Source organism: Sphingobium sp. KCTC 72723 (genome assembly GCF_014280435.1).
Classification (GTDB): domain Bacteria; phylum Pseudomonadota; class Alphaproteobacteria; order Sphingomonadales; family Sphingomonadaceae; genus Sphingobium.
Map to the genome: position 1 here is coordinate 3,593,408 of NZ_CP060388.1, position 19,040 is coordinate 3,612,447.

Annotated in this window: 16 protein-coding genes; 10 read left to right on the forward strand and 6 right to left on the reverse strand. The window is 63.6% G+C overall.

The window, feature by feature from the left end; genetic code table 11:
* Positions 1-10 precede the first annotated feature (10 nt).
* The 5 genes from SPBM01_RS17360 to SPBM01_RS17380 all read left to right on the forward strand — a co-directional run bounded on the left by SPBM01_RS17360 (position 11) and on the right by SPBM01_RS17380 (position 5,659).
* Positions 11-1,351 carry a DUF1552 domain-containing protein gene (locus SPBM01_RS17360; RefSeq protein WP_188062790.1) on the forward strand — a complete coding sequence of 447 codons (1,341 nt, stop codon included), beginning with the start codon at positions 11-13 and terminating at the stop codon, positions 1,349-1,351.
* Positions 1,344-2,705 carry an ankyrin repeat domain-containing protein gene (locus SPBM01_RS17365; RefSeq protein WP_188062791.1) on the forward strand — a complete coding sequence of 454 codons (1,362 nt, stop codon included), beginning with the start codon at positions 1,344-1,346 and terminating at the stop codon, positions 2,703-2,705. The genes SPBM01_RS17360 and SPBM01_RS17365 overlap by 8 nt, the downstream gene beginning before the upstream one ends.
* Before the next feature lie 26 nt (positions 2,706-2,731).
* Positions 2,732-3,229 carry a c-type cytochrome gene (locus tag SPBM01_RS17370; RefSeq protein WP_188062792.1) on the forward strand — a complete coding sequence of 166 codons (498 nt, stop codon included), beginning with the start codon at positions 2,732-2,734 and terminating at the stop codon, positions 3,227-3,229.
* A complete protein-coding gene (locus SPBM01_RS17375; RefSeq protein ID WP_188062793.1) occupies positions 3,226-3,912 on the forward strand; it encodes a cytochrome b/b6 domain-containing protein in 687 nt (228 codons plus the stop codon). The genes SPBM01_RS17370 and SPBM01_RS17375 overlap by 4 nt, the downstream gene beginning before the upstream one ends.
* Positions 3,913-4,327: 415 nt before the next feature.
* Complete coding sequence (locus SPBM01_RS17380; RefSeq protein WP_262504245.1) at positions 4,328-5,659, forward strand: DUF3422 domain-containing protein; 1,332 nt, start codon at positions 4,328-4,330, stop codon at positions 5,657-5,659.
* A 199-nt stretch (positions 5,660-5,858) separates the two neighbouring features.
* On the opposite strand, the gene SPBM01_RS17385 is transcribed toward SPBM01_RS17380, so the two are convergent.
* The 3 genes from SPBM01_RS17385 to pedF all read right to left on the reverse strand — a co-directional run bounded on the left by SPBM01_RS17385 (position 5,859) and on the right by pedF (position 9,417).
* Positions 5,859-7,601, reverse strand: coding sequence for a methanol/ethanol family PQQ-dependent dehydrogenase (locus SPBM01_RS17385; RefSeq protein ID WP_188062795.1), 1,743 nt, complete (start codon positions 7,599-7,601; stop codon positions 5,859-5,861).
* Positions 7,602-8,127: 526 nt separating this feature from the next.
* The gene (locus SPBM01_RS17390) at positions 8,128-8,982 is read right to left on the reverse strand and encodes a substrate-binding periplasmic protein (RefSeq protein WP_188062796.1); all 855 of its coding nucleotides are present in this window, start codon (positions 8,980-8,982) and stop codon (positions 8,128-8,130) included.
* Positions 8,983-8,988: 6 nt separating this feature from the next.
* A complete protein-coding gene (gene pedF, locus SPBM01_RS17395; RefSeq protein WP_188062797.1) occupies positions 8,989-9,417 on the reverse strand; it encodes a cytochrome c-550 PedF in 429 nt (142 codons plus the stop codon).
* Positions 9,418-9,587: 170 nt separating this feature from the next.
* Here pedF and SPBM01_RS17400 point away from each other — a divergent pair, with 170 nt between their 5' ends.
* From SPBM01_RS17400 to SPBM01_RS17415, 4 genes are all read left to right on the forward strand, one after another.
* Entirely contained in the window at positions 9,588-10,550 is a 963-nt protein-coding gene (locus SPBM01_RS17400; protein ID WP_188062798.1) for a PQQ-dependent catabolism-associated beta-propeller protein, read from the forward strand.
* A 121-nt stretch (positions 10,551-10,671) separates the two neighbouring features.
* Positions 10,672-12,072, forward strand: a complete 1,401-nt coding sequence (locus tag SPBM01_RS17405; protein ID WP_188062799.1) for a porin — start codon at positions 10,672-10,674, stop codon at positions 12,070-12,072.
* Between the two features lie 162 nt (positions 12,073-12,234).
* Positions 12,235-14,538 (forward strand): TonB-dependent receptor domain-containing protein, encoded by a 2,304-nt coding sequence (locus SPBM01_RS17410; RefSeq protein ID WP_188065794.1) that lies wholly within the window; start codon positions 12,235-12,237, stop codon positions 14,536-14,538.
* 24 nt (positions 14,539-14,562) lie between these two features.
* Entirely contained in the window at positions 14,563-14,853 is a 291-nt protein-coding gene (locus tag SPBM01_RS17415) for a DUF1330 domain-containing protein (RefSeq protein ID WP_188062800.1), read from the forward strand.
* Between the two features lies 1 nt (position 14,854).
* Here SPBM01_RS17415 and SPBM01_RS17420 read toward each other — a convergent pair whose 3' ends face one another.
* Positions 14,855-15,802 (reverse strand): quinoprotein relay system zinc metallohydrolase 1, encoded by a 948-nt coding sequence (locus tag SPBM01_RS17420; protein ID WP_188062801.1) that lies wholly within the window; start codon positions 15,800-15,802, stop codon positions 14,855-14,857.
* Positions 15,799-16,584 (reverse strand): quinoprotein dehydrogenase-associated SoxYZ-like carrier, encoded by a 786-nt coding sequence (locus tag SPBM01_RS17425; RefSeq protein ID WP_188065795.1) that lies wholly within the window; start codon positions 16,582-16,584, stop codon positions 15,799-15,801. The genes SPBM01_RS17420 and SPBM01_RS17425 overlap by 4 nt, the downstream gene beginning before the upstream one ends.
* Positions 16,585-16,684: 100 nt before the next feature.
* Between SPBM01_RS17425 and SPBM01_RS17430 the strand changes: the two genes are divergently transcribed.
* Positions 16,685-17,239 (forward strand): rhodanese-like domain-containing protein, encoded by a 555-nt coding sequence (locus SPBM01_RS17430; RefSeq protein ID WP_188062802.1) that lies wholly within the window; start codon positions 16,685-16,687, stop codon positions 17,237-17,239.
* Positions 17,240-17,300: 61 nt separating this feature from the next.
* On the opposite strand, the gene SPBM01_RS17435 is transcribed toward SPBM01_RS17430, so the two are convergent.
* The gene (locus tag SPBM01_RS17435) at positions 17,301-19,022 is read right to left on the reverse strand and encodes a hypothetical protein (protein ID WP_223177727.1); all 1,722 of its coding nucleotides are present in this window, start codon (positions 19,020-19,022) and stop codon (positions 17,301-17,303) included.
* Positions 19,023-19,040: the final 18 nt, after the last annotated feature.

Sequence of the window (19,040 nt, forward strand, 5' to 3'; positions counted from 1 at the left end):
GGGTGGCACGATGATAATCCTGCGCAAACCGCTCAACCGCCGCACCATGTTGCGCGGTGCAGGCACGATGATGGCACTGCCGTTGCTGGAGGCTATGCTGCCTTCTGCCAAGGCGGCCGACATAGCCGCCCGTCCCAAGCGGCTCCAGATATTCTATTCCCCCAACGGCATGATGATGAACCAGTTCCTGCCGACAACGCAGGGGCCAGGCTTCGCCCTGCCGCCAACGTTGGAGCCGCTGGCGGCCCACCGCGCGCAGATCAGCGTTATCACCGGCCTTGGCCATCCCAGCGCTGCGGCCATGGGCGATCGTCCCGCCGGACATGGTCGGTCCTGCCCCGCCTTCATTACCGGCGTCCATGTCAAACAGACCGAAGGCACGGATATACGCTGCGGCATTTCAGTCGACCAGGCCTATGCCGATCATCTGGGCGACGCGACCCAGCTTAGTTCGCTGGAACTGGGGATAGATCAGGCCAGCCTGCTGGGCAGCTGCGACATCGGCTATAGCTGTGCCTATACCAATGGCATAAGTTGGCGGAACCCGACCGTGCCTCTGCCCGTCACTGCCAATCCGCGCGATGTGTTCGAACGCCTGTTCGGAGATGGCGATGCGCTGGACGCAAACAGCCGCCTCGCGCAGTTGCGGCGGCAATCGAGTATCCTCGACTTCGTGATGGACGACAGCGCCCGCCTGTCCAGATCGCTCGGCATGGAGGATCGTCACAAGCTTGGCGAATATCTGGAAGCGACCCGCGATATCGAACGGCGCATCCAGCGCGCGATCGCATCGGGGGGCGGCGTGCAAACCGCCGATCTTGAGCGCCCGGCTGGCATTCCCGACAGTTTCGACGCGCATGTGCGCATGATGATCGACCTGCAAGTGCTGGCGATGCAGGCTGACATCACGCGCATCGGCAGCTTCATGATCGGCCGCGAACTGTCGAACCGCACCTATCCCGAAATCGGCGTGCCGGATTCACACCATATGCTCAGCCACCATGGCAACAACCCGGAGAAAATGGCGAAGCTGGCGCGCATCAACCGACATCATATGGAATATTTTGCCTATTATCTGGACCGGATGAAGGCGGTCAAGGATGGCGAAGGGTCGCTGCTGGACCGCACATTAGTGCTGCGTGGATCGGCCTTTGGCGACCCTAACGAGCATGATCATATGGACCTGCCCGTCATCGTCGCCGGGGGACTGGTGCCGGGCGACCGTCATGTCGTCGCGCAGAAGGGGACGACGATGTCGAACCTGTTGCTGAGCGCGCTGCAACTTCTGGACGTGCCTGCAACGCGCTTCGGCGACAGTACGGAACCGTTCAAGGTGCTGACCGATGCATGATGGCGTCCGCCCGGCACTCGCTTTTGCGCTATGCCTCTGGGCGGCCAGCGCGCAGGCGTACCCTGTCGATGATGACAGGCTGCGGTCCGCCATCCGCGCCAATGACGTTGCTGCAGTCCAGACAGCACTGGAACAACAGGCCGATCCCAACCAGCCGCTCGCTTTTGGTGCAACACCGCTCGCCTGGGCAGTCAATACCCAGAATCCTGCACTGGTCGATACACTCCTCGCACATGGCGCGACGCCCAACAGGGCCGATCAGGACGGCGTCACGCCGCTGTCGCTCGCCTGCGAACTCGGCGACGCCACCATCATTGCTCGGCTGCTCGATGCCCGTGCCAATGTTCATGCTTTGCGTTCCGACGGCGCGTCCCCGCTGGCAGTCTGCGCCCGCTATGGCCCGGCCGATGCCGTCGCGCGGATGCTGGCGTTGGGCGCGGCGCCGGACAAAGCCGACAGCCGCCGCCAGACCCCGCTGATGTGGGCCGCGTCCTCCGGGCGGACCGATGCGATCACCCTGTTGCTAAAGGCCGGGGCGGATGCCAACCGCGTGTCGAAGGGTGGCTTCACCCCACTATTCTTCGCGATCAAGAGCGGCGTCGTATCGGCAACCCAGGCACTGCTAGATGCAGGCGCGGACAGCCGCTATCGCGGACCGGAAAATAGCAGTGCGGCGCAACTTGCCCTCTACCAGAAAAATTATGGTGCTGCTGCCCTTCTGGTATCGGGCGACGCCGATCTCACCGAACGGGACCGGACCGGCGAGCAATTGCTGCATGGCGCAGCGGGTGGTGGTGATACCGACCTGATCCGCCTGCTGCTGGCAAAGGGGGCCGATCCCAACGCCCTGACCGGCCCATCGCGCATTACATGGGTGACGGAGGCGAATTTTGGCGTCGCCCCGCCGCCCGTCCCGCCGACGCCGCCGCTGCTGATCGCCGCTGCCAATGGCCATGAAGCAGCGATGAAGCTGTTAGTCGCGGCCAGGGCCGATGCGCGCTTCGTCGCAGCGGATGGAACCAATATCGTTTTGGCAGCGGTGCGGGGCGGCGACGCTGCCACGCTCGACTATGCCCTTCGCCTCGCCCCCGACGTCAATGTCGCCAATGCGCGCGGCATGACTCCGCTGCATCTGCTGTTGGGGAGCGGCGTTCAGCCCGCTTTGGAAGCCATGCTGCGTGTCCTTGCCGCCCATGGTGCCCGCACCGACATCCCCAGCAAGTCTGGAGCTACCGCTGCCCAGATTGCCGATGGCGGCCTGACCGAAGTGAAGCAGATTTTCCGCAGCGTCTTCCCAAACAGCGCGCCGATCATAGTGGCGGACACCGCGCCACGAACCGTTCCCCACAACTGACAGCATCAAGCAGGATAGATTATCGCATGACCATTGCATCCGCCATTCGCCTCCCGATGCTCGCCCTGCTGGGGCTTCCTTTCGCGGCATTACCGATGTTAACGGGGCAGCTGACAGCCGCCGCCACACCCGGTCCCGCGCCCAAAGCCGCCATCGTCGCGCGCCAGATTGGATACAAGAAAATGGGCGCGGCCATGAAGGCGTTGAACGACCAGCTAAAGACCGATGCCCCGGCAAAGAGCATAATGGCTGGCGCGGCGCAGACTTTGGCCACGACCGCGCGTGAACAGCCCAGACTTTTCCCGGCGGGCAGCGGCCCGACGGCGGGCATTGCCACCGACGCGCTACCCAACATCTGGACGGAGCGCGCCACTTTTGACGCACAGATGGCCAAGTTGATTACGGAATCCGGCAAATTGATAGCTATCGTTAATCAGGGCAATCCCGACGCGATCCGCGTTCAGGCTAAGGCGACTGGTGCGACCTGCGCCGCCTGCCATCGCCAGTTCCGTGCCGACACATGACCGATCATCCTGAGCAGGTCGTTGCTCAATCCCGGCATATTTTGGTCTGGGATATTTATATTCGGCTGTTTCACTGGCTGCTTGTCGCGTTGCTCGCCTTTTCCTGGTGGAGCGGCGAACAGCATGAAATGGAATGGCATCGCCGCTCAGGCTATGCCATTCTCTTCCTGCTGGTTTTTCGCCTGTATTGGGGATTTTTTGGCGCGGGAACAGCATGTTTTGCGCAATTCCTGCGGGGGCCACGCGCGGTTATCGCTTATATTCCCAGCGTCACCAAACGCCCTTATCACGCGACTACGGGTCATAACCCCATCGGCGGCTGGAGCGTGCTGCTGATGCTCGCCACGCTGATCGCGATGGTCGCGGCGGGCCTGTTCGCGGTGGATGTAGACGGCCTGGAATCCGGTCCGCTGGCAGACTATGTCAGCTTTGATCAGGGCCGCATCGCCTCTGACCTGCATGGATGGCTGTTTAATATACTGCTCGCACTCGTGGCGCTGCATGTCGTTGCAATCCTCTATTATTTACTACGCCTGCGACATAATCTGATCGGCCCAATGATCCATGGCCGCCGCACCGCGGAAAGCGGCGATGCAGTCGACCTTCGCCCTGGATCGCCTTGGAAAGTCCTGCTCGGCCTTCTCATCGCTGCTGCCTGCGTCTGCGCAATTGCCTTTCGATAATCTGAAATATCGTCTGATGAGACGTAAGCACCGAAGAACGACGTTGGTGCCAACTTCTCGGCGCTGGAGCCTGCGATAAACCCGGTGTGGTTCATCCAGCCGCAAACGCTGGTGAGCCAAAGACTGACCCAACGGCCAATTGCACGAACTGTAGCCTGTGCCATCCTTTGAACCAAATCGAACAGTTTGGGAGTAGGACAGATGCTGCAACAGGCGATGGAGCGGTTCACCGGCAAGATGATGCTCGACCATTATCAGCAAACCAAAAACCGCCTCGTCAGCTACAGCCCGAAGGCATTCGGTTTCTTCTGAAGGCTTCCTTTCCCTTCGAAGCGCTGCCTTCCCTCTCCTTTCCTGGCGCTTCGTACCTTCGGCGGGCATCCTGCAAGATGCCCGCCATTTTGGCCCGAAGGACATGATCCATGGTCGATCTGACGCATTGCCGGACATGATGCGCTTCATCGAACATCCTGAGCGACGCCAGGTGGTTGGCGAGATGCATCTGCGTCGCTTCCCGCGCCTTGCCCTGCCGACCCAGGCGATCCAGCTGGCGCGGCTGCTCGACGCGGACGACCGTGAGGCAGAAGCGGCCGCGCTGGCGGTTTGTCCTGTGCCGACACAGGCGGATGGCGCTCGTCATCTGGAGGGCCATTGGTCCGACGATATTCGCATGGCATGGGAACGTCACAGCGAAGCCAGCACGATCACGCTGACCTTCACCGGCGATGCAGCGCAGCCGCTGGTGTGGACGCATCCCGATGACGACCCGCGCGCCGCCGCGATCCGATGGGTCGAGTCTTTGCCGGGCCGGGTCATTCGCGCAACCCATGTCATGATGGTCGCCGATGACATTGCCGCCGCGCCGCTTGTCGATAGCGCAGGCTTCCGCGCCTCTCATCTGGTGTCATGCCATGTCGCGGGCGGTGCGCGGGTGTGGGGCGATTTTCGTATTCATGACGATGGCTATGGCCGGTTGGTGGTCGCGGCCAACGGCCTGGCTGCCGGAGATGTCGCGCGTTGCGTGCAGCGCCTTCAGGAACTGGGCAATTATCGCAATATGGCCTTGCTCGGCCTGCCCGTCGCACAGGCAGGCTGGGCCGCTCTGAGCCGGATGGAAGGGCAACTGGAACAGACTGCGCAGTTTTTGCAGGGCGGGGCGGAACGCGACGATGCGTTGCTGGCCCAACTGTCCGCACAGACGGCGACCCTGCTTGCACTGGCGGGGGACTGCGATTTTCGCCTGAGCGCCACGGCTGCCTATGCGCGGATCGTGACCGACCGGCTGGACGAGCTGGATGCACGCCCGATCGCCGGGTTCCAGTCGCTTCCCGATTTTGTCGGGCGGCGCTTTCATCCAGCGATGCGCACCTGCATGGCCTTTTCGGGGCGGCTGCACCTGCTGGGGGAGCGGACCGCCCAGTTTACCGCCTTGTTGCGCACGCGCATCGAGACGCATATCGAAAATCAGAATGCGCACCTGCTGGCATCCATGGATCGCAGCGCACGGATGCAGTTGCGCTTGCAGCATCTGGTCGAGGGATTGTCGGCCGTTGCCATCAGCTATTATGCGCTTGGCCTGCTATCCTATACGCTCAAGGCGGTCGAGAAACTGACGCCCGGATTTTCCGCAACGCTGGTTTTGGGCGTGGCTGCGCCGATGCTGATGGCCACCGTTTACGTCATGATGGGCCGGGTGCGGCGGCGGCTCGTTTCCGGGGATGATGCGCATGGCGACGAGGGCGCATAAGCGTCGCGTCACACTCCACAGGTCAGCGGCATGAGAAAAAGCCAGGCCGTTCCGATAGCATCGACGATATTATGTAGGACAGCCCGTCAGCGGCCAATGGATGGTCGGCGGCGGCCATTACTCGTTTCATCATTCCAACGATGAAGGGGGTGGCAAGTTGCGACTTGCCACCCCCTTCGCAATCATCGTCCATGCTGCCTTATTTGGGCAGTTTGAACACCCAGAGCGATCCGCCCTGGTTGATGTCCTTGAAGGATTTGGCGACTTCGCCACCCCACAAAGGCACCGCGCCGCCCCAGCCGGACATGACGGCGACAAATTGTTCGCCATCCTGTTCCCAGGTGATGGGCGATCCGACTACGCCCGAGCCGGTCTGGAATTTCCACAATTCCTTGCCGGTCTTGGCATCGAACGCCTTGAGATAGCCTTCGGGCGTGCCAGTGAACACCAGATTGCCCGCCGTGGTCAGGACGCCGCCCCAGAGCGGTGCCTTGTTCTTATATTCCCACACGATCTTGCCGGTCTTGGGATCCATCGCCCGCAATGCGCCGATATGATCTTCGGCGATCGGTTTGATGGTGAAGCCCGCGCCCAGATAGGCCGCGCCCTTTTTATAGGCGATCGGTTCGTTCCAGATGTCCATGCCCCAGTCGTTGGACGGGATGTAGAACAGGCCGGTGTCCTTGCTATAGGCCATCGGCATCCAGTTCTTGCCACCCAGGAAGGATGGCGAGGAAAAGACGACGCTGCCCTTTTCAGTGCCGTTAGGCGCGCCGGGGCGGCCGGCTGGGATCACCTTGGGCTTGCCCGCCTTGTCGAAACCATCGGCCCAGGTCGTCTGCATCACGAATTTGTTGGCGCTGATGAATTTGCCGTTGGTGCGGTCGAGGACGAAGAAATAGCCGTTGCGGTCGGCCTTTGCGCCCAGTTTCATGGCCTTGCCGTTGATGGTGGCGTCGAACGGGATGAATTCGTTCACCCCGTCGAAATCCCAGCCGTCATGCGGGGTCGTTTGATAATGCCATTTGATGACGCCGGTCGCCGGGTCGATCGCCAGCGTCGAGGCGGAATAGAGATTGTCGCCGGGGCGCAGATGGCTGTTCCAGGGGGCCGGGTTGCCGGTGCCAAAGAAGAGCAGATTGGTGTCCGGGTCATAGGTGCCGCCCAGCCAGGTCGCGCCGCCGCCGGTTTTCCACTGGTCGCCCTGCCATGTGGCGTTGAGCTTGCCGGTGATGCCATTATCCTTGCCGCGCAACGTACCCATATTGCCTTCGATGACCGGGCGGTGCCAGATCAGTTCGCCGGTATCGACGTCACGCGCATCGACCGCGCCGACGACACCGAATTCGCCGCCCGAATTGCCGGTGATGACCATGTTGTTGACGATCAGCGGCGCAGCAGTCGCGCTGTAGCCTGCCTTATAATCGGCGATCTGCTTGTTCCAGACGACCTTGCCGGTCATGCGGTTGAGCGCGACCAGACGCGCGTCGAGGGTCGCGAAGATGATCTTGTCGCCATGGATGGCCGCACCGCGATTGACGACATCGCAGCAGGGCATGATGTCGTCGGGCAGGCGGGCATTATATTCCCACTTTTCCTCACCCGTGCGCGCGTCGAACGCATAAAGGCGCGAGTAGGAGCCAGTGACGTAGATCGTGCCGTCATAGACCAGCGGCTGCGATTCCTGGCCGCGCTGCTTTTCGCCACCCAGCGAGGAGGAGAAAGCAGGCACCAGCTTTGCCACATTGCTGGCATTGAGCGTGGTCAGCGGGCTGAAGCGATGACCCTGCGGACTCATGCCATAGGTCAGCACGTCGCCGGTGGAGGCTGCGTCGCCCATCAGATCGGCGTCGGTCGGCCCGGTGGCCAGCGACGGCGCACCTGCGGCGAGCAGCGCCATGGCGAGCGCGCCTGCCAGCGAACGTGTGAAACGTCCCTTCATAATCATCCTCCCTTGTTGCGGGCGCGGTCGGCGCCTTCGGTCTTGCAGACTATGGGGTGAGGCGGACGGGACAATTGGACCTTGGGTCGGGCAGTGCGCAATTGCCCGTTCAGGCCGCGATATGCCGGGTGGCCGAAGTTCACACCGTTGTCGGGCTTTTGGGGCCAGTTGCAACATAAACGCATCGCCAAAGCTACGCTAAAGTAACGGCGAAGCGACGGCGGCGTCACAGCGACGCGGCGAGTGGCTGATGCAGGCGTAGCGGCGCATATGCGGGCGAAATGATCTTTCACCTGACAGGATAAATCAGATGAAATCCTATTATGGAAGGGGGATTTTTCGGGCGCCTTGGTGCAGTTGGGCGACGGGATGTAGATTTGCTTGCCCCGGCATCCTCCCCTTTGCAGGGGAGGTGGATGGCCGAAGGCCAGACGGTGGGGCGTCATCCCCTCGACAGGGCGACACCCCTCCACCACCAGCTTCGCTGGCGGTCCCCCTCCCCTTGCAGGGGAGGATTTTTATATGCTTACCCGGCGCGGGGCTTTTGGTAGGTTACGCCATGGACCTTGAAGATGGCTTCCATTTCGCCCGACCCAGTCATCGTCGCCAATATGGCTTCGACCGCGTCGCCAAGATTGCGGCTGTTTTCCTTGACCGCCATGCCGATGTCCCATCCCGTCGATGTGAAGGCGGGCAAGGGCATGGTGCGGCGGGCGATGTTGGTGGCGGCCGTGTCGTGCAGGATCGCATCGATCTGGGCGCGGCTGGCCAGCACGCCATCGGCCTGCCCCTGCGTCACGGCCAGAACCGCTTCCGCCCCGCCGGGATAGTGGACGACGTCCTTTGCCAGCGCGCCGCCCGCCGTGCCGATCAGATAGAAGTCGGGGATGGAGTCTATTTCGACCGCCAGTCGCTTGCCACGATACTGGTCGGGCGCGGCGTTGACGTCCATTTCGCCCTTCACGGCGGCGAACTGGAAATTTTCGCGATAATAGGGCGCGATGATCGCCACCTGATCGTTACGGGCGGCAAAGACGCGGTCGAAGGGGACGTGGAGCATGATGTCGGCAGGCTGGAACCCCAGCAATCCGCCCTTCCACACGCCATTGCGCAAATCATCGTCGGCGCTTTCGTCCGCGACCAGCTCGGCAATGTCGGCGCGCACGCCAAGCCCCCTGGCCAGCGCCTGGGCCAGGTCGACGTCGATGCCGACGAGTTTGCCATCCTTGCGCCAGGACCAGGGGCGATTATCCTTATAGACGGCGACCCGAAGGACACCCAGATCCTTGACCTTGCCAAGCGGCGCGGCCTTTGCGGCCTGCGATACTAATCCCAGCAGGGCGGCCACCGCCGCGCTGCTCAAAAAGGCGCGACGGTGCATGACAGCCTACTCCTGATGCTTGGTTTCGAGCCAGGCGCGGATCGCCCAGCCGGCTTTCTGGCCCAGCACGTCGCCCATCGGCGGCATATAGACTTTGCCGTCATGGCTGGAGCCGTGCTGGAAGCGTTGAATATACCATTCGTCGCCCGTGTCGCCCACTTCCAGATAGCGCAGGTCAGGGGCAATACCGCCGCTTTCGGCGTCCAGCCCGTGGCAGCGCGCGCAATTCTGGCCATAAGCGGATTCGCCGATTTTGGCCGCTACTGCGTTGCCGCGATAGGGATTATGGGGCAGCCAGTCGGTGCCGATTTCCGGCAATCCTGCGGTATCGACGGCCTGTGGCGTAACATTGCCATGCGCCAGCAGCGCGGGCGTGACCGACGCGCCCAGTACGCAGGCTGCGCCCAATAATGCGATATGACCGAAATTCCTCATCCCAAACCCTCAATCCGTGCGCCGACCCTGTCGGCCGCGCGTCACCCCTGTCGTCCATCAGTGTAGGGGACGGAGAAGAAGCGCCCCATTGGCCATTGGTACTATCTCGCGGGATGGGCGCGGGCAGTAGAAGCGGTGCATAATATAGCTGCGCCACGGGAGAGAATGTCATGAACAGGGCCATATTCGCCGGGCTGACGCTGATTGCGGCGATGCCCGTGGCACAGGCGCAAACACTGTATGTTTCCAACGAGCGCGGAAACAGCATCAGCGTGATCGACGCAGCGACGATGAAGCCGATCGCGACATGGCCGGTGGGCGGGCGCCCGCGCGGCATCACGATGACGCTGGACGGCAAATATATCCTGCTGTGCGCCAGCAACGACCATGCGGTGCAGATGATCGACCGCGCGACGGGCAAGGTCGTCGCCGACCTGCCATCGGGCGAAGACCCCGAACAGTTTTTCCTGTCGCGCGACGGCAGGATGCTGTTCGTGGCCAATGAGGATAATGCCGCGCTGACCGCGATCGACCTGGCCAGCCGCAAGGTCGCGTTTCAGGTCGATGTGGGCAAGGAACCCGAAGGCGTGGCGCAAAGCCCGGACGGCAAATGGGTGGTGGTGACTTCGGAGGATGAGGGCGTCGTCAACTGGATCGACCTTTCGACCAAGATGATGGTGGACGCGACGGAAACGGACCAGCGGCCCCGCCATGTCGAATTTACCGCCGATGGCAAGGAATTGTGGATCGCAGCGGAAATCGGCGGGACGGTGCAGATTGCCGATCCGGCGACTCGCAAGATCATCGACACGATCCGCTTTGCCATTCCCGGCGTGCAGGAGCATCTGATCCTGCCGTGCGGCATCCGCTTTACGCCCGATGGCAAGACGGCGGTGGTGGCGCTGGGCCGGGGCAACCATATCGCGCTGGTCGATGTCGCGACGCGAACGGTGCGGGCCTATGTGCCGGTCGGCAAGCGGGTGTGGCATGTCGCGATTAGCGCCGATGGCGCGCGGGCCTATGCCGCCAATGGGTTGTCGGACAGCGTTTCGGTCGTGGATCTGGCCAGCGCCGCTGTGGTCGGAACCGTAGCGACGGGTGCTGGCCCGTGGGGGGTCGTAGTCGGGCCGTAAATGTAACCTGCGACCCAAGGCCTGACCCAAGGGACGAGAACCAAAGTCCAATTTCGGATCGCCCCGCCCCAACGCACTCTCCGCCCGGCTGGCTCGACCAGTGATAAATGGGAAGGATGATATGGCAAGGGGAAAATTCCTCGGGGGCGCCGCCATGGCGCTGATGTTCGCGGCAAGCGCGACCCCGGCGATGGCGGGAACGACCGCCGATCTGCTCAAGCGGCTGCATGAAAAGGGCATCCTGACCGACGAGGAATATCAACAGCTGGTCAGCCAGGACGAAGCGCAGATCGCCACCGCGCCTGCCGCAGCGCCCGCGCAAGCCGCAGCCGCGTCGCTGGACGACAAGCGGATCGTGCGGATGGCCAATAGCGGCGTCGGCATGGAAGTGGGCGGCGTGACGGTCAAGATTTCCGGGTCGGTCAACGGTTTCTATACCCATGAAAATGGCCAGAAAGCCGGGCCGAACACAGCGGTCACGGGCGGCGTGGTGCCAGTGGGCGGCAACAGTTCGTCGATCCGCAACGGACTGCTGCCCGGTTACCTGAAATTCGATGTGACGACCAACCAGGGCGGCTGGGACGTTGGCGCGCATTTCGGCATGTATCCCGGTATCAACAGTGCGACCTATGCGGCGGGCGGCGGCGCGAACAGCGGCGGGCAGAACACCGCGCTCCAGACCGCAGGCATTGATTTCCGCCAGACTTACCTGACGATCGGGCGGGCGGGCTTTGGCGAGGTCAAGATGGGCCGCGACATCGGCCTGTTCGGATCGGAAGGCATTTTGAACGACATCACCTTGTTGTCGGTAGGGTCCACCGGCGGCAATGTCGCGCCGTCCAATACTTCGCTCGGTCGCATCGGTGTCGGCTATATCTACACCGATTTCCAGCCGCAGATCACCTATACATCGCCCAACCTGTCGGGCTTCCAGGTCACGGTGGGTATATTCGAACCGTTGCAGTCGCTGACGGGTCCCGGTGAGACGAGCAAGTCGCCCGCCTTCCAGGGCAAGATCGTCTATGACGGCAAGTTCGGCGATGTTTCGACCCGTGCCTGGCTGTCGGGCATTACCCAGAAGCATGACCGGGTGGACGGCGTATCCTATACCGGCAGCGGTTTCGATACCGGGGCCAAGATCGGCTATGGTCCGATCATGCTGACCGGCTATTATTATAGCGGGTCGGGCCTTGGCACCACGGCGCTGAACCTGTTCGATACCGATGCGAACGGTGCCAAGCGCGACAGCGACGGTTTCTACCTTCAGGGGCTGGCCACGTTCGGCAAATTTTCCGTCGGTGGCAGCTATGGCGAAAGCAATCTGGACTATGCCAACGCTGCCGACGCGCTGGCCAATCCGACGCTGGTCGCCAAGAATAGCAGCTATGTCGGGCAGGTCCGTTATGGCCTGACCAGTTGGGTTACGTTGCTGGGCGAATATATCCGCACGAAGTCGCAAGCGCATAACGGCAACGAGGCGAAGGCCGATACCGTTGCGGCGGGCGCCATCCTGTTCTTCTGATCGCAAGGCATCCGCGTGACGGAGGGGGGCCGCATCCTGAAAAGGGTGCGGCCCTTTTGCGTTGGCAGGAAAAAGCGGGATGACCCAAGGTATAATGGAGGGTGCCATCGCCGCCGCATAATCATGGCTTCAACAAAAATATGGGAGAGCGATGTGCGAGGGATGAAGGCGTTGCTGGCGGGGGCGGCCATGCTGTGGGCCGGGCAGGCATGGGCGCAGCCGATGATGGACGACGACCAGCGCCAGCCGATCACCGTGACTGCGCCGGGCGGGGCCATCGACGCCGACGATGCGCTGTCCTTGTCCGCCGCCGACATCAGCCGTGCAGGCACGCCTGACCTGCTGGGCGCCCTGACCCGCACGATAGCAGGTGTCACGTTACAGGATGCACAGGGCAATCCGTGGCAACCCAATCTGATCTATCGCGGTTTTGCCGCGTCCCCCCTGCAAGGGCAGGCACAGGGAATCGCCGTCTATCTGGACGGGGCGCGGTTCAATCAGCCGTTCGGCGATATCGTCGCCTTCGACCTGCTGCCCGAAGCGGCGATCCGCAAGCTGAGCATATTGGACGCCAGCCCGATTTATGGCCTTAATGCCCTGGGCGGCGCGATGCTGGTGGAAACGCGCAACGGGGCGGCCGATCCGGGGCTGGAAGCGAGCATGACCGGAGGGCGTTTCGACTATCGTGAGGCCAGTATAGCGGGCGGGTTCGCGAAGGGCGATTTCAGCGCTTTTGGTGCGTTTCAATATAGCCATGAGGATGGCTGGCGCGATTTTTCGCCATCCCGCCTGTATAATGGCTATCTCGACCTGGGCTTCGACACCGCGACCGGCGGTTTGCACATGAAGCTGATCGGTGCCGACACCGACCTGACCGGCAATGGCGTCGCCCCGGTCGAATTGCTGGCAGCCGACCGGCGGGCCGTGTTCACCTGGCCCGACAACAGCCGGTCGCGCTATGGCCGGGTCAGCCTGCACCCCTGGGTCGCACTGTCGGACCAGACGCGGATCGAAGGCACGCTCTATGCGCAGCGGCTGACGCTGCGCACGGTCAACGGCGATGCCGCCGATATCGAAGGGTGCGAGGATGACGATGCCGCCGGTCTGGTCTGTTTGGAGACGGTCGGCGGGGACGATGAAGAAGAAGCGCAGACGATCCTGACCGATGCGGCCGGCAACGCCATTGCCGATACGATCGGCGGGGAAGGCTATGGCGTCCTGAACCGTGGCCGCACCCGCACCGATGCCATGGGCGCGCTGTTCCAGATCATCGACACGCGCCCCATGCTGGCAGGCGACAATCATTTCGCGCTGGGCATGAGTTACGACAGCAGCCGCACGCGGTTCGACACGTCGGTCGAGCTGGGCGCGCTGACCGACGAACGCAGCGTCGACGGGCTGGGCCGCTTCATCGTGCAGGCGGACGGGGCCATCGCGCCGGTCGGGCTGGTCGCGCACGCCGACTATTGGGGCATATTCGCGCAGGACCGGCTGCCGATCGCGCCGGGCCTCTCCGCCGAAATCGGGCTGCGTTATAATCATGCGCGGGTCGTTTTGCAGGACCAGATCGGCACCGCGCTAAACGGGCGGCACAGTTTCAACCGGATCAATCCGGGGGTGGAATTGGACTATAGGGTCAGCAATGCGCTGTCGCTGCGTGCGGGCTATGCCGAAACCAACCGTGCGCCGACCCCGGCGGAATTGTCCTGCGCGGACGAAAATGCGCCGTGCAGCCTGACCAATTTCTTCGTCGCCGACCCGCCGCTCAAGCAGGTCGTGGCGAAAAGCTGGGAATTGGGGGCGAGCGGGATGGCGCGGGCGGGCGGAGTTCATATCGCATGGCTGTTGTCAGCCTATGGCACGCGCAACAGCAACGACATTCAGTTTGCCGCGTCCGACATTCGGGGGCGCGCCTATTTCCGCAATATCGGCAGCACGCGGCGACAGGGGGTGGAAGCCAGCGTCAAAGCGTCGCGTGGCGGCCTGACCGCCAATCTGAGCTATGCCTTTAGCGATGCGACCTATCGTGCGCCGCTGACGCTGAGCAGCCCGGCCAATCCGCAGGCCGACGACGACGGCACCATCGCGGTGGCGCGGGGCGACCGCCTGCCCGGCATCGCGCGCCACAGCGCGACGTTGAGCGTCGATTATGCCGCAACCGGCTGGTCGATCGGTGGCGATGTCATCGCGCGGTCGGGCCAATATCTCGTCGGGGATGAAGGCAATGACAATGCGAAACTGGGCGGCTATGCGATCGTCAACCTGCGCGGCAGCGTGACCATCATCAAGGGCGTCAGCCTGTTTGGCGAACTGCGCAACGCATTCGACCGGCAATATGCGACTTTCGGCGCATTCAGCGAAGTGGACGAGATCGCGCTGGAGGAAGCCCCCGGCGCATCCAATCCGCGCGCCTATGGGCCGGGTGCGCCGCGCCGCTGGTATGTTGGCGTGAAAGCGCTATTTTGAACAGGACAAGACAGGAGAGAAGCCATGACCGCCTATTTCATCGCCGTGCGCAACGCCGTTACGGACCCCGCCGCCATGGACATATATGGCGCGCTGGCCGGCAAATCGACCGCCGGTCACGCCGTCACGCCGCTGGCCTTTTACGGCAAGACGCGCAGCACGGACGGCCCGGCGACCGACAGCGCGGTCATTCTGGCGTTCCCGACATTTGCGGAAGCCGAGGCATGGTATGACAGTCCAGCCTATCAGGACGCGCTGCCCCATCGGTTGAAGGGTGGGGATTATCAGACATTCATCGTTCAGGGCGTCGATTGATTCAGCCGTCAGGCAGGTCGATGCGCGGCAGCAACTGCGCCTCGATCGCCGGATAAAGGTGGGACACGCTGCGTTGCAGTTCGTAGCGGGCAGCGGCCATGGTGGCGAAGCGGGCGGGGATCGCCAGTTCGCCCGCTTCCACCATGTCGAGGCCGTCGCCGACCGCCTGTGTCAGGGCGCCATCCAGCCAGTCGATCCAGTCGCGGGTCTGGGCGATGGCCGCCACGCCGCCGGGATCGAACGGGCCATGGCCGGGAATGAGGCCGCCATGCGCCAGCGCCTTCAGCCGGTCGAGGCTGGCGCGCCAGAGCGGCAGGTTGGCCGTGGGCGTGCTGGGCGCGCGGTCGTGAAAGACCAGATCGCCCGCGATCAGCAGGCCCGTTTTTTCGTCAAGCAAAGCCAGGTCCGCGCCGCTATGCCCCGACAAGGCCAGCAGGCGCAGCGCGCGACCGCCGAAATCGTCGCGATCGATAGTGATCGCCCTGCCCGGCAGCGCCACGTCCGTGCCGCGCATCCAGTCGTTGAGGATGCGATACATGGCATCGGCAAACCCCTGCCCCTGCCCCCGCAGCGCGTCGATGGTGCCGGGCAGCGCGGCGACGATCGCGGGATCGAAAGCGGCCGTGCCGAGGCCATGGTCTGGATGGAGATGGGTTACATAGACGCGCGCCACCCGCTTGCCCGTCAACGCTTCCGCCACGCTTTTCAATGCGCGCGCATAGCGGAAAGACGGGCCGCAATCGCACAGCACGACGCCCGATGGCGTGTCGATGATCGTGATGTTGGCGATGGCACCGCCATTGGCCGGTTCGATCGGCCCATCGACGCCATGGACCATCCAGATGCCGTCGCCTACCGCGACCGGACGGATGCTATAGTCGGTCGCGGCATGGGTAATGGCGGGCGTGGCCGCCAGCCCCGCCAGCAGGGCTCGGCGCGACAGGATCATCGGGCTGGCGCGGGCGACTGTTTCGCCACATCCACCTGCGCGCGATAGGCGCGTCCGTTTGTGTCGCGCGCGTCGATCGTCAGCCGGTCCCCTGCCTTGGCCATCGGCATCAGGGTAATGGCGGGATCCTCCGCTACGCTGGCCCATATCTCCATGTCTCCCAGCGCCCGTCCGCCAGCATCCTGCACACGCAGGGTTTCGAGATGATAGGTCGCGATGTTGGCGACGAAGCCTGTATCCATCGGGTGGCGGAAGGACAGGCGCAAACGCGCGTCGCCCCCGGCCAGCGGCCATGCCTCGCCCCGTATTTCGCCCAGATGCTGCGCCCAGTCGCCCTTGACCCGGCTGACCGGCGGGGCCGAACAGCCGCCGCCTGCCGCGTCGATCCAGCCGCCCGACACCAGCCATTGCCCGTCCGCCAGTTGCACCGCGCCGCGAACGGGCGTGCGCTGGTCCAGCTTTATGCGAGTAGCGATATAGGCCTGGGCATGATCGGGCCGATAGTCGATCGCCAGCGGAATGGGATTGAGATCGGCGAACAGGACCATGCGCCGGACGCCGGGGATGGCGCGGGCGTCAATCGCGACCGGAAAGGCGCGCTGATTTTCCGCGATCGGAGGAAAGAGGACTTTGACGCGCGGATCAAAACGCACCGGATCGTCGCCGAAGATCGTGCGCGCATGGGCCGTCCACATCGGTGACCCCAGCGGATCGGCGGGATAGGCCGCCCCGGCGGGCAGCGCAGGCGCGGCAAGCAGCGCCAGAACAAGCGCCACAAGCATGGTGACCCAGGGTTTCACATCCTTCTCCTTAAGTGTGGGTCTATAGCGGTAGCGTGCGTGCTACCATTGCACCTTTGGTCCCAGGGACGAGGGAGAGGATATGCGGTCAGGATTGCAGCTTGCCGCCATGCTGATGATCGCCGCTTCACCGGCAGCGGCGCAGAGCGGGCCGTCTTTCGGCGCAGACGGATATCGCATCGCGCATTACCGCGCGCCGACGCGCCGCCCGCCCGATGGAGTGACGCGGATCGCGCCCGCCGCCGCCGCGCAGTTGCGCCCGGATCGCGACGCGCTGTTCATCGACGTGATGCCGGCGGAGGGCGGCCAGAGGGAAGCCGATGGCCGATGGCGGCTGGCGTCGGTGCGACACAGCATCCCCGGCGCGCACTGGTTCCCCGAAAGCGGGCGCGGGGTGCCTGATCCCGCCATCGAAACCTGGTTCGTGCGGGGCGTGCAGCGATTGGTCGGGGGGCGCAAGGACCGGCCGATCATCGTATTTTGCCTGGCCGATTGCTGGATGAGCTGGAACGCAGCGCGACGGTTGAAGGCGCTTGGCTATACGCAGGTCTGGTGGCTGGCGGAGGGGACGGACGGCTGGCGCGACCTTGGCCTGCCGCTGCGCCCGGTCCTGCCCGAAAGTGGGGCCAGAGGTTGATGCGGGATTGACCCGACTTTCCTGTCGAAATGCGGGCGCTGATCGCCAGCCTGACGGAACGTCAGAGCCGCGCCAGCACCGCTTCGTCCGAACCCCCTGCCCAACTTTTGCGATAGAGCGCCAGCGTCCGGTCGCTCGCCACCCGGTCGCCCAGCCTGGCTTCGGCCTCTGCGCGGCCACGCAACGCCCAGCCATTGCCGGGCCGCCGGGCCAGAGCGCGATCGAACGCCAGCTTTGCGCCGCGCGCGTCGCCATTGCGCAACAACAGCGCGCCCAGCGCCGCATCGACCGGCTGATGCCAGAGCGGCGGTTCGTTATAGGCGAATTTGCTTTCGATCCCGGCGGCCGCCTGCAATAGTCGCGCAGCTTTGCGGCGCTGTCCCTCGCCCTCCGCGATCCGCGCCAGCGCAATGGTTTCGGCCAGCTTGACCAGCGGCAGATAGTTTTTCCGTAGCGCCCCCTTGCCCCGCGCCGCCCGCATCGCCACGATTTCGCGCATCGCATCGGCCTTGCGCCCTGCCCGGCCCAACCCTTCGGCCCGCAACGCCCACCAGATTTGCCGCATATGGGGCAAGCGTGCATCGGGCTGCGGAATGGCCAGCAAGGCTTGAAGATCGTGCGCGAATTGCGCGCGGGCCTGAAGCGCTGAAATAAGGCGGCCTTCGAAACGGGGTTCCACCGCCACCTTCGCCGGGGTGATTGCCGCTTCAAGCCCGTCGGCCGCCTTCAACGCGGTATCGCGATCGCCGATCTGCTCCGCCGCCGACAGCATGAAGTGGCTATGGTGCGTGAAATAGCCATAATATTGGGGATCTTCATTCAACCGCCGCGCCATATCCTCATCGACCACGATAGCCTGCCGGTTGACGGTCACTGAATCCGCGAAACGGCCGATCCGGTAATAGGTGTGGCTAGGCATATGGACGAGATGGGCGGAGGCAGGCGCGGATATTTCCAGCATGTCGGCCGCACGTTCGGCGCGTTCGGGCGTGGTGGATGCTTCGGTCAGGTGGATATAGAGATGCTGCGCCTGAGTCTGGTCGGGGTTGCGGGCCAGTATCTTTTCGACCAGCCCCAGCGCCCTGCGGCCCCACGGGCGCGGCGTGGCATTGTCGGCCTCCCAATAATCCCAGGGACGCACGTTCATTGCCGCTTCGGCCGCCAGCACCATCACCATATCATCGTCAGGAAAGCGACCGGACACAGCCTGCATCGCGTTGGCAAAATCGACGGCATGGACGCCCTTCTGATCGCGCGCGCCACCGGGCGCATAGCGCAACCTGAGTGCCTCGATCAGCGCCCGTTCCTTGTCGCTGATCCCTGGCTGTGCCAAAGCCTGATCGGTCAGCCCGCGCGCATGGGCGATCCGCGCTTCGCCCGATGGTCCGCTGTTAATATAGGGACCGAACGCCAGCGCTTCGCCCCATTTGCACATGGCACAGCCCGGATCGCGCACGCGGCCAGCCGCGAAGCTGCGTTCGGCCTTGGGAAATTCGAAACCGTAGAGAAAGGCCATCCCCTGATTGAAATAGGCCTGCGCCTGACGATCGCGCGTAGTGACGGGGTAACGGATCGGGGCCAGCCCGTCGATCAGCGGCATGGGCGCGACCGCTTTGCCCGGCGTGCCAGCGCCTTCCCCCTGTGGCAGGAAACCGCAACCCGACGCCATCAGTGCTTCGGGCGTAAACCGGGCCATGACCGACGGGCGCGGCAGCGGCGCAGCGGAAGTCAATAATGGCGTCCCGACGATCAGTGCCAGGACGGAAACGGCGCGCATCTGCATTGCAATCCCCCGATTTAC

Excerpts from the sequence above, each read along its gene's own strand:
- SPBM01_RS17360 (WP_188062790.1), top strand. The coding sequence starts at position 11 with ATGATAATCCTGCGCAAACCGCTCAACCGCCGCACCATGTTGCGCGGT.
- SPBM01_RS17365 (WP_188062791.1), top strand. The coding sequence starts at position 1,344 with ATGCATGATGGCGTCCGCCCGGCACTCGCTTTTGCGCTATGCCTCTGG.
- SPBM01_RS17370 (WP_188062792.1), top strand. The coding sequence starts at position 2,732 with ATGACCATTGCATCCGCCATTCGCCTCCCGATGCTCGCCCTGCTGGGG.
- SPBM01_RS17375 (WP_188062793.1), top strand. The coding sequence starts at position 3,226 with ATGACCGATCATCCTGAGCAGGTCGTTGCTCAATCCCGGCATATTTTG.
- SPBM01_RS17380 (WP_262504245.1), top strand. The coding sequence starts at position 4,328 with ATGATCCATGGTCGATCTGACGCATTGCCGGACATGATGCGCTTCATC.
- SPBM01_RS17385 (WP_188062795.1), bottom strand. The coding sequence starts at position 7,601 with ATGAAGGGACGTTTCACACGTTCGCTGGCAGGCGCGCTCGCCATGGCG.
- SPBM01_RS17390 (WP_188062796.1), bottom strand. The coding sequence starts at position 8,982 with ATGCACCGTCGCGCCTTTTTGAGCAGCGCGGCGGTGGCCGCCCTGCTG.
- pedF (WP_188062797.1), bottom strand. The coding sequence starts at position 9,417 with ATGAGGAATTTCGGTCATATCGCATTATTGGGCGCAGCCTGCGTACTG.
- SPBM01_RS17400 (WP_188062798.1), top strand. The coding sequence starts at position 9,588 with ATGAACAGGGCCATATTCGCCGGGCTGACGCTGATTGCGGCGATGCCC.
- SPBM01_RS17405 (WP_188062799.1), top strand. The coding sequence starts at position 10,672 with ATGGCAAGGGGAAAATTCCTCGGGGGCGCCGCCATGGCGCTGATGTTC.
- SPBM01_RS17410 (WP_188065794.1), top strand. The coding sequence starts at position 12,235 with ATGAAGGCGTTGCTGGCGGGGGCGGCCATGCTGTGGGCCGGGCAGGCA.
- SPBM01_RS17415 (WP_188062800.1), top strand. The coding sequence starts at position 14,563 with ATGACCGCCTATTTCATCGCCGTGCGCAACGCCGTTACGGACCCCGCC.
- SPBM01_RS17420 (WP_188062801.1), bottom strand. The coding sequence starts at position 15,802 with ATGATCCTGTCGCGCCGAGCCCTGCTGGCGGGGCTGGCGGCCACGCCC.
- SPBM01_RS17425 (WP_188065795.1), bottom strand. The coding sequence starts at position 16,584 with ATGCTTGTGGCGCTTGTTCTGGCGCTGCTTGCCGCGCCTGCGCTGCCC.
- SPBM01_RS17430 (WP_188062802.1), top strand. The coding sequence starts at position 16,685 with ATGCGGTCAGGATTGCAGCTTGCCGCCATGCTGATGATCGCCGCTTCA.
- SPBM01_RS17435 (WP_223177727.1), bottom strand. The coding sequence starts at position 19,022 with ATGCAGATGCGCGCCGTTTCCGTCCTGGCACTGATCGTCGGGACGCCA.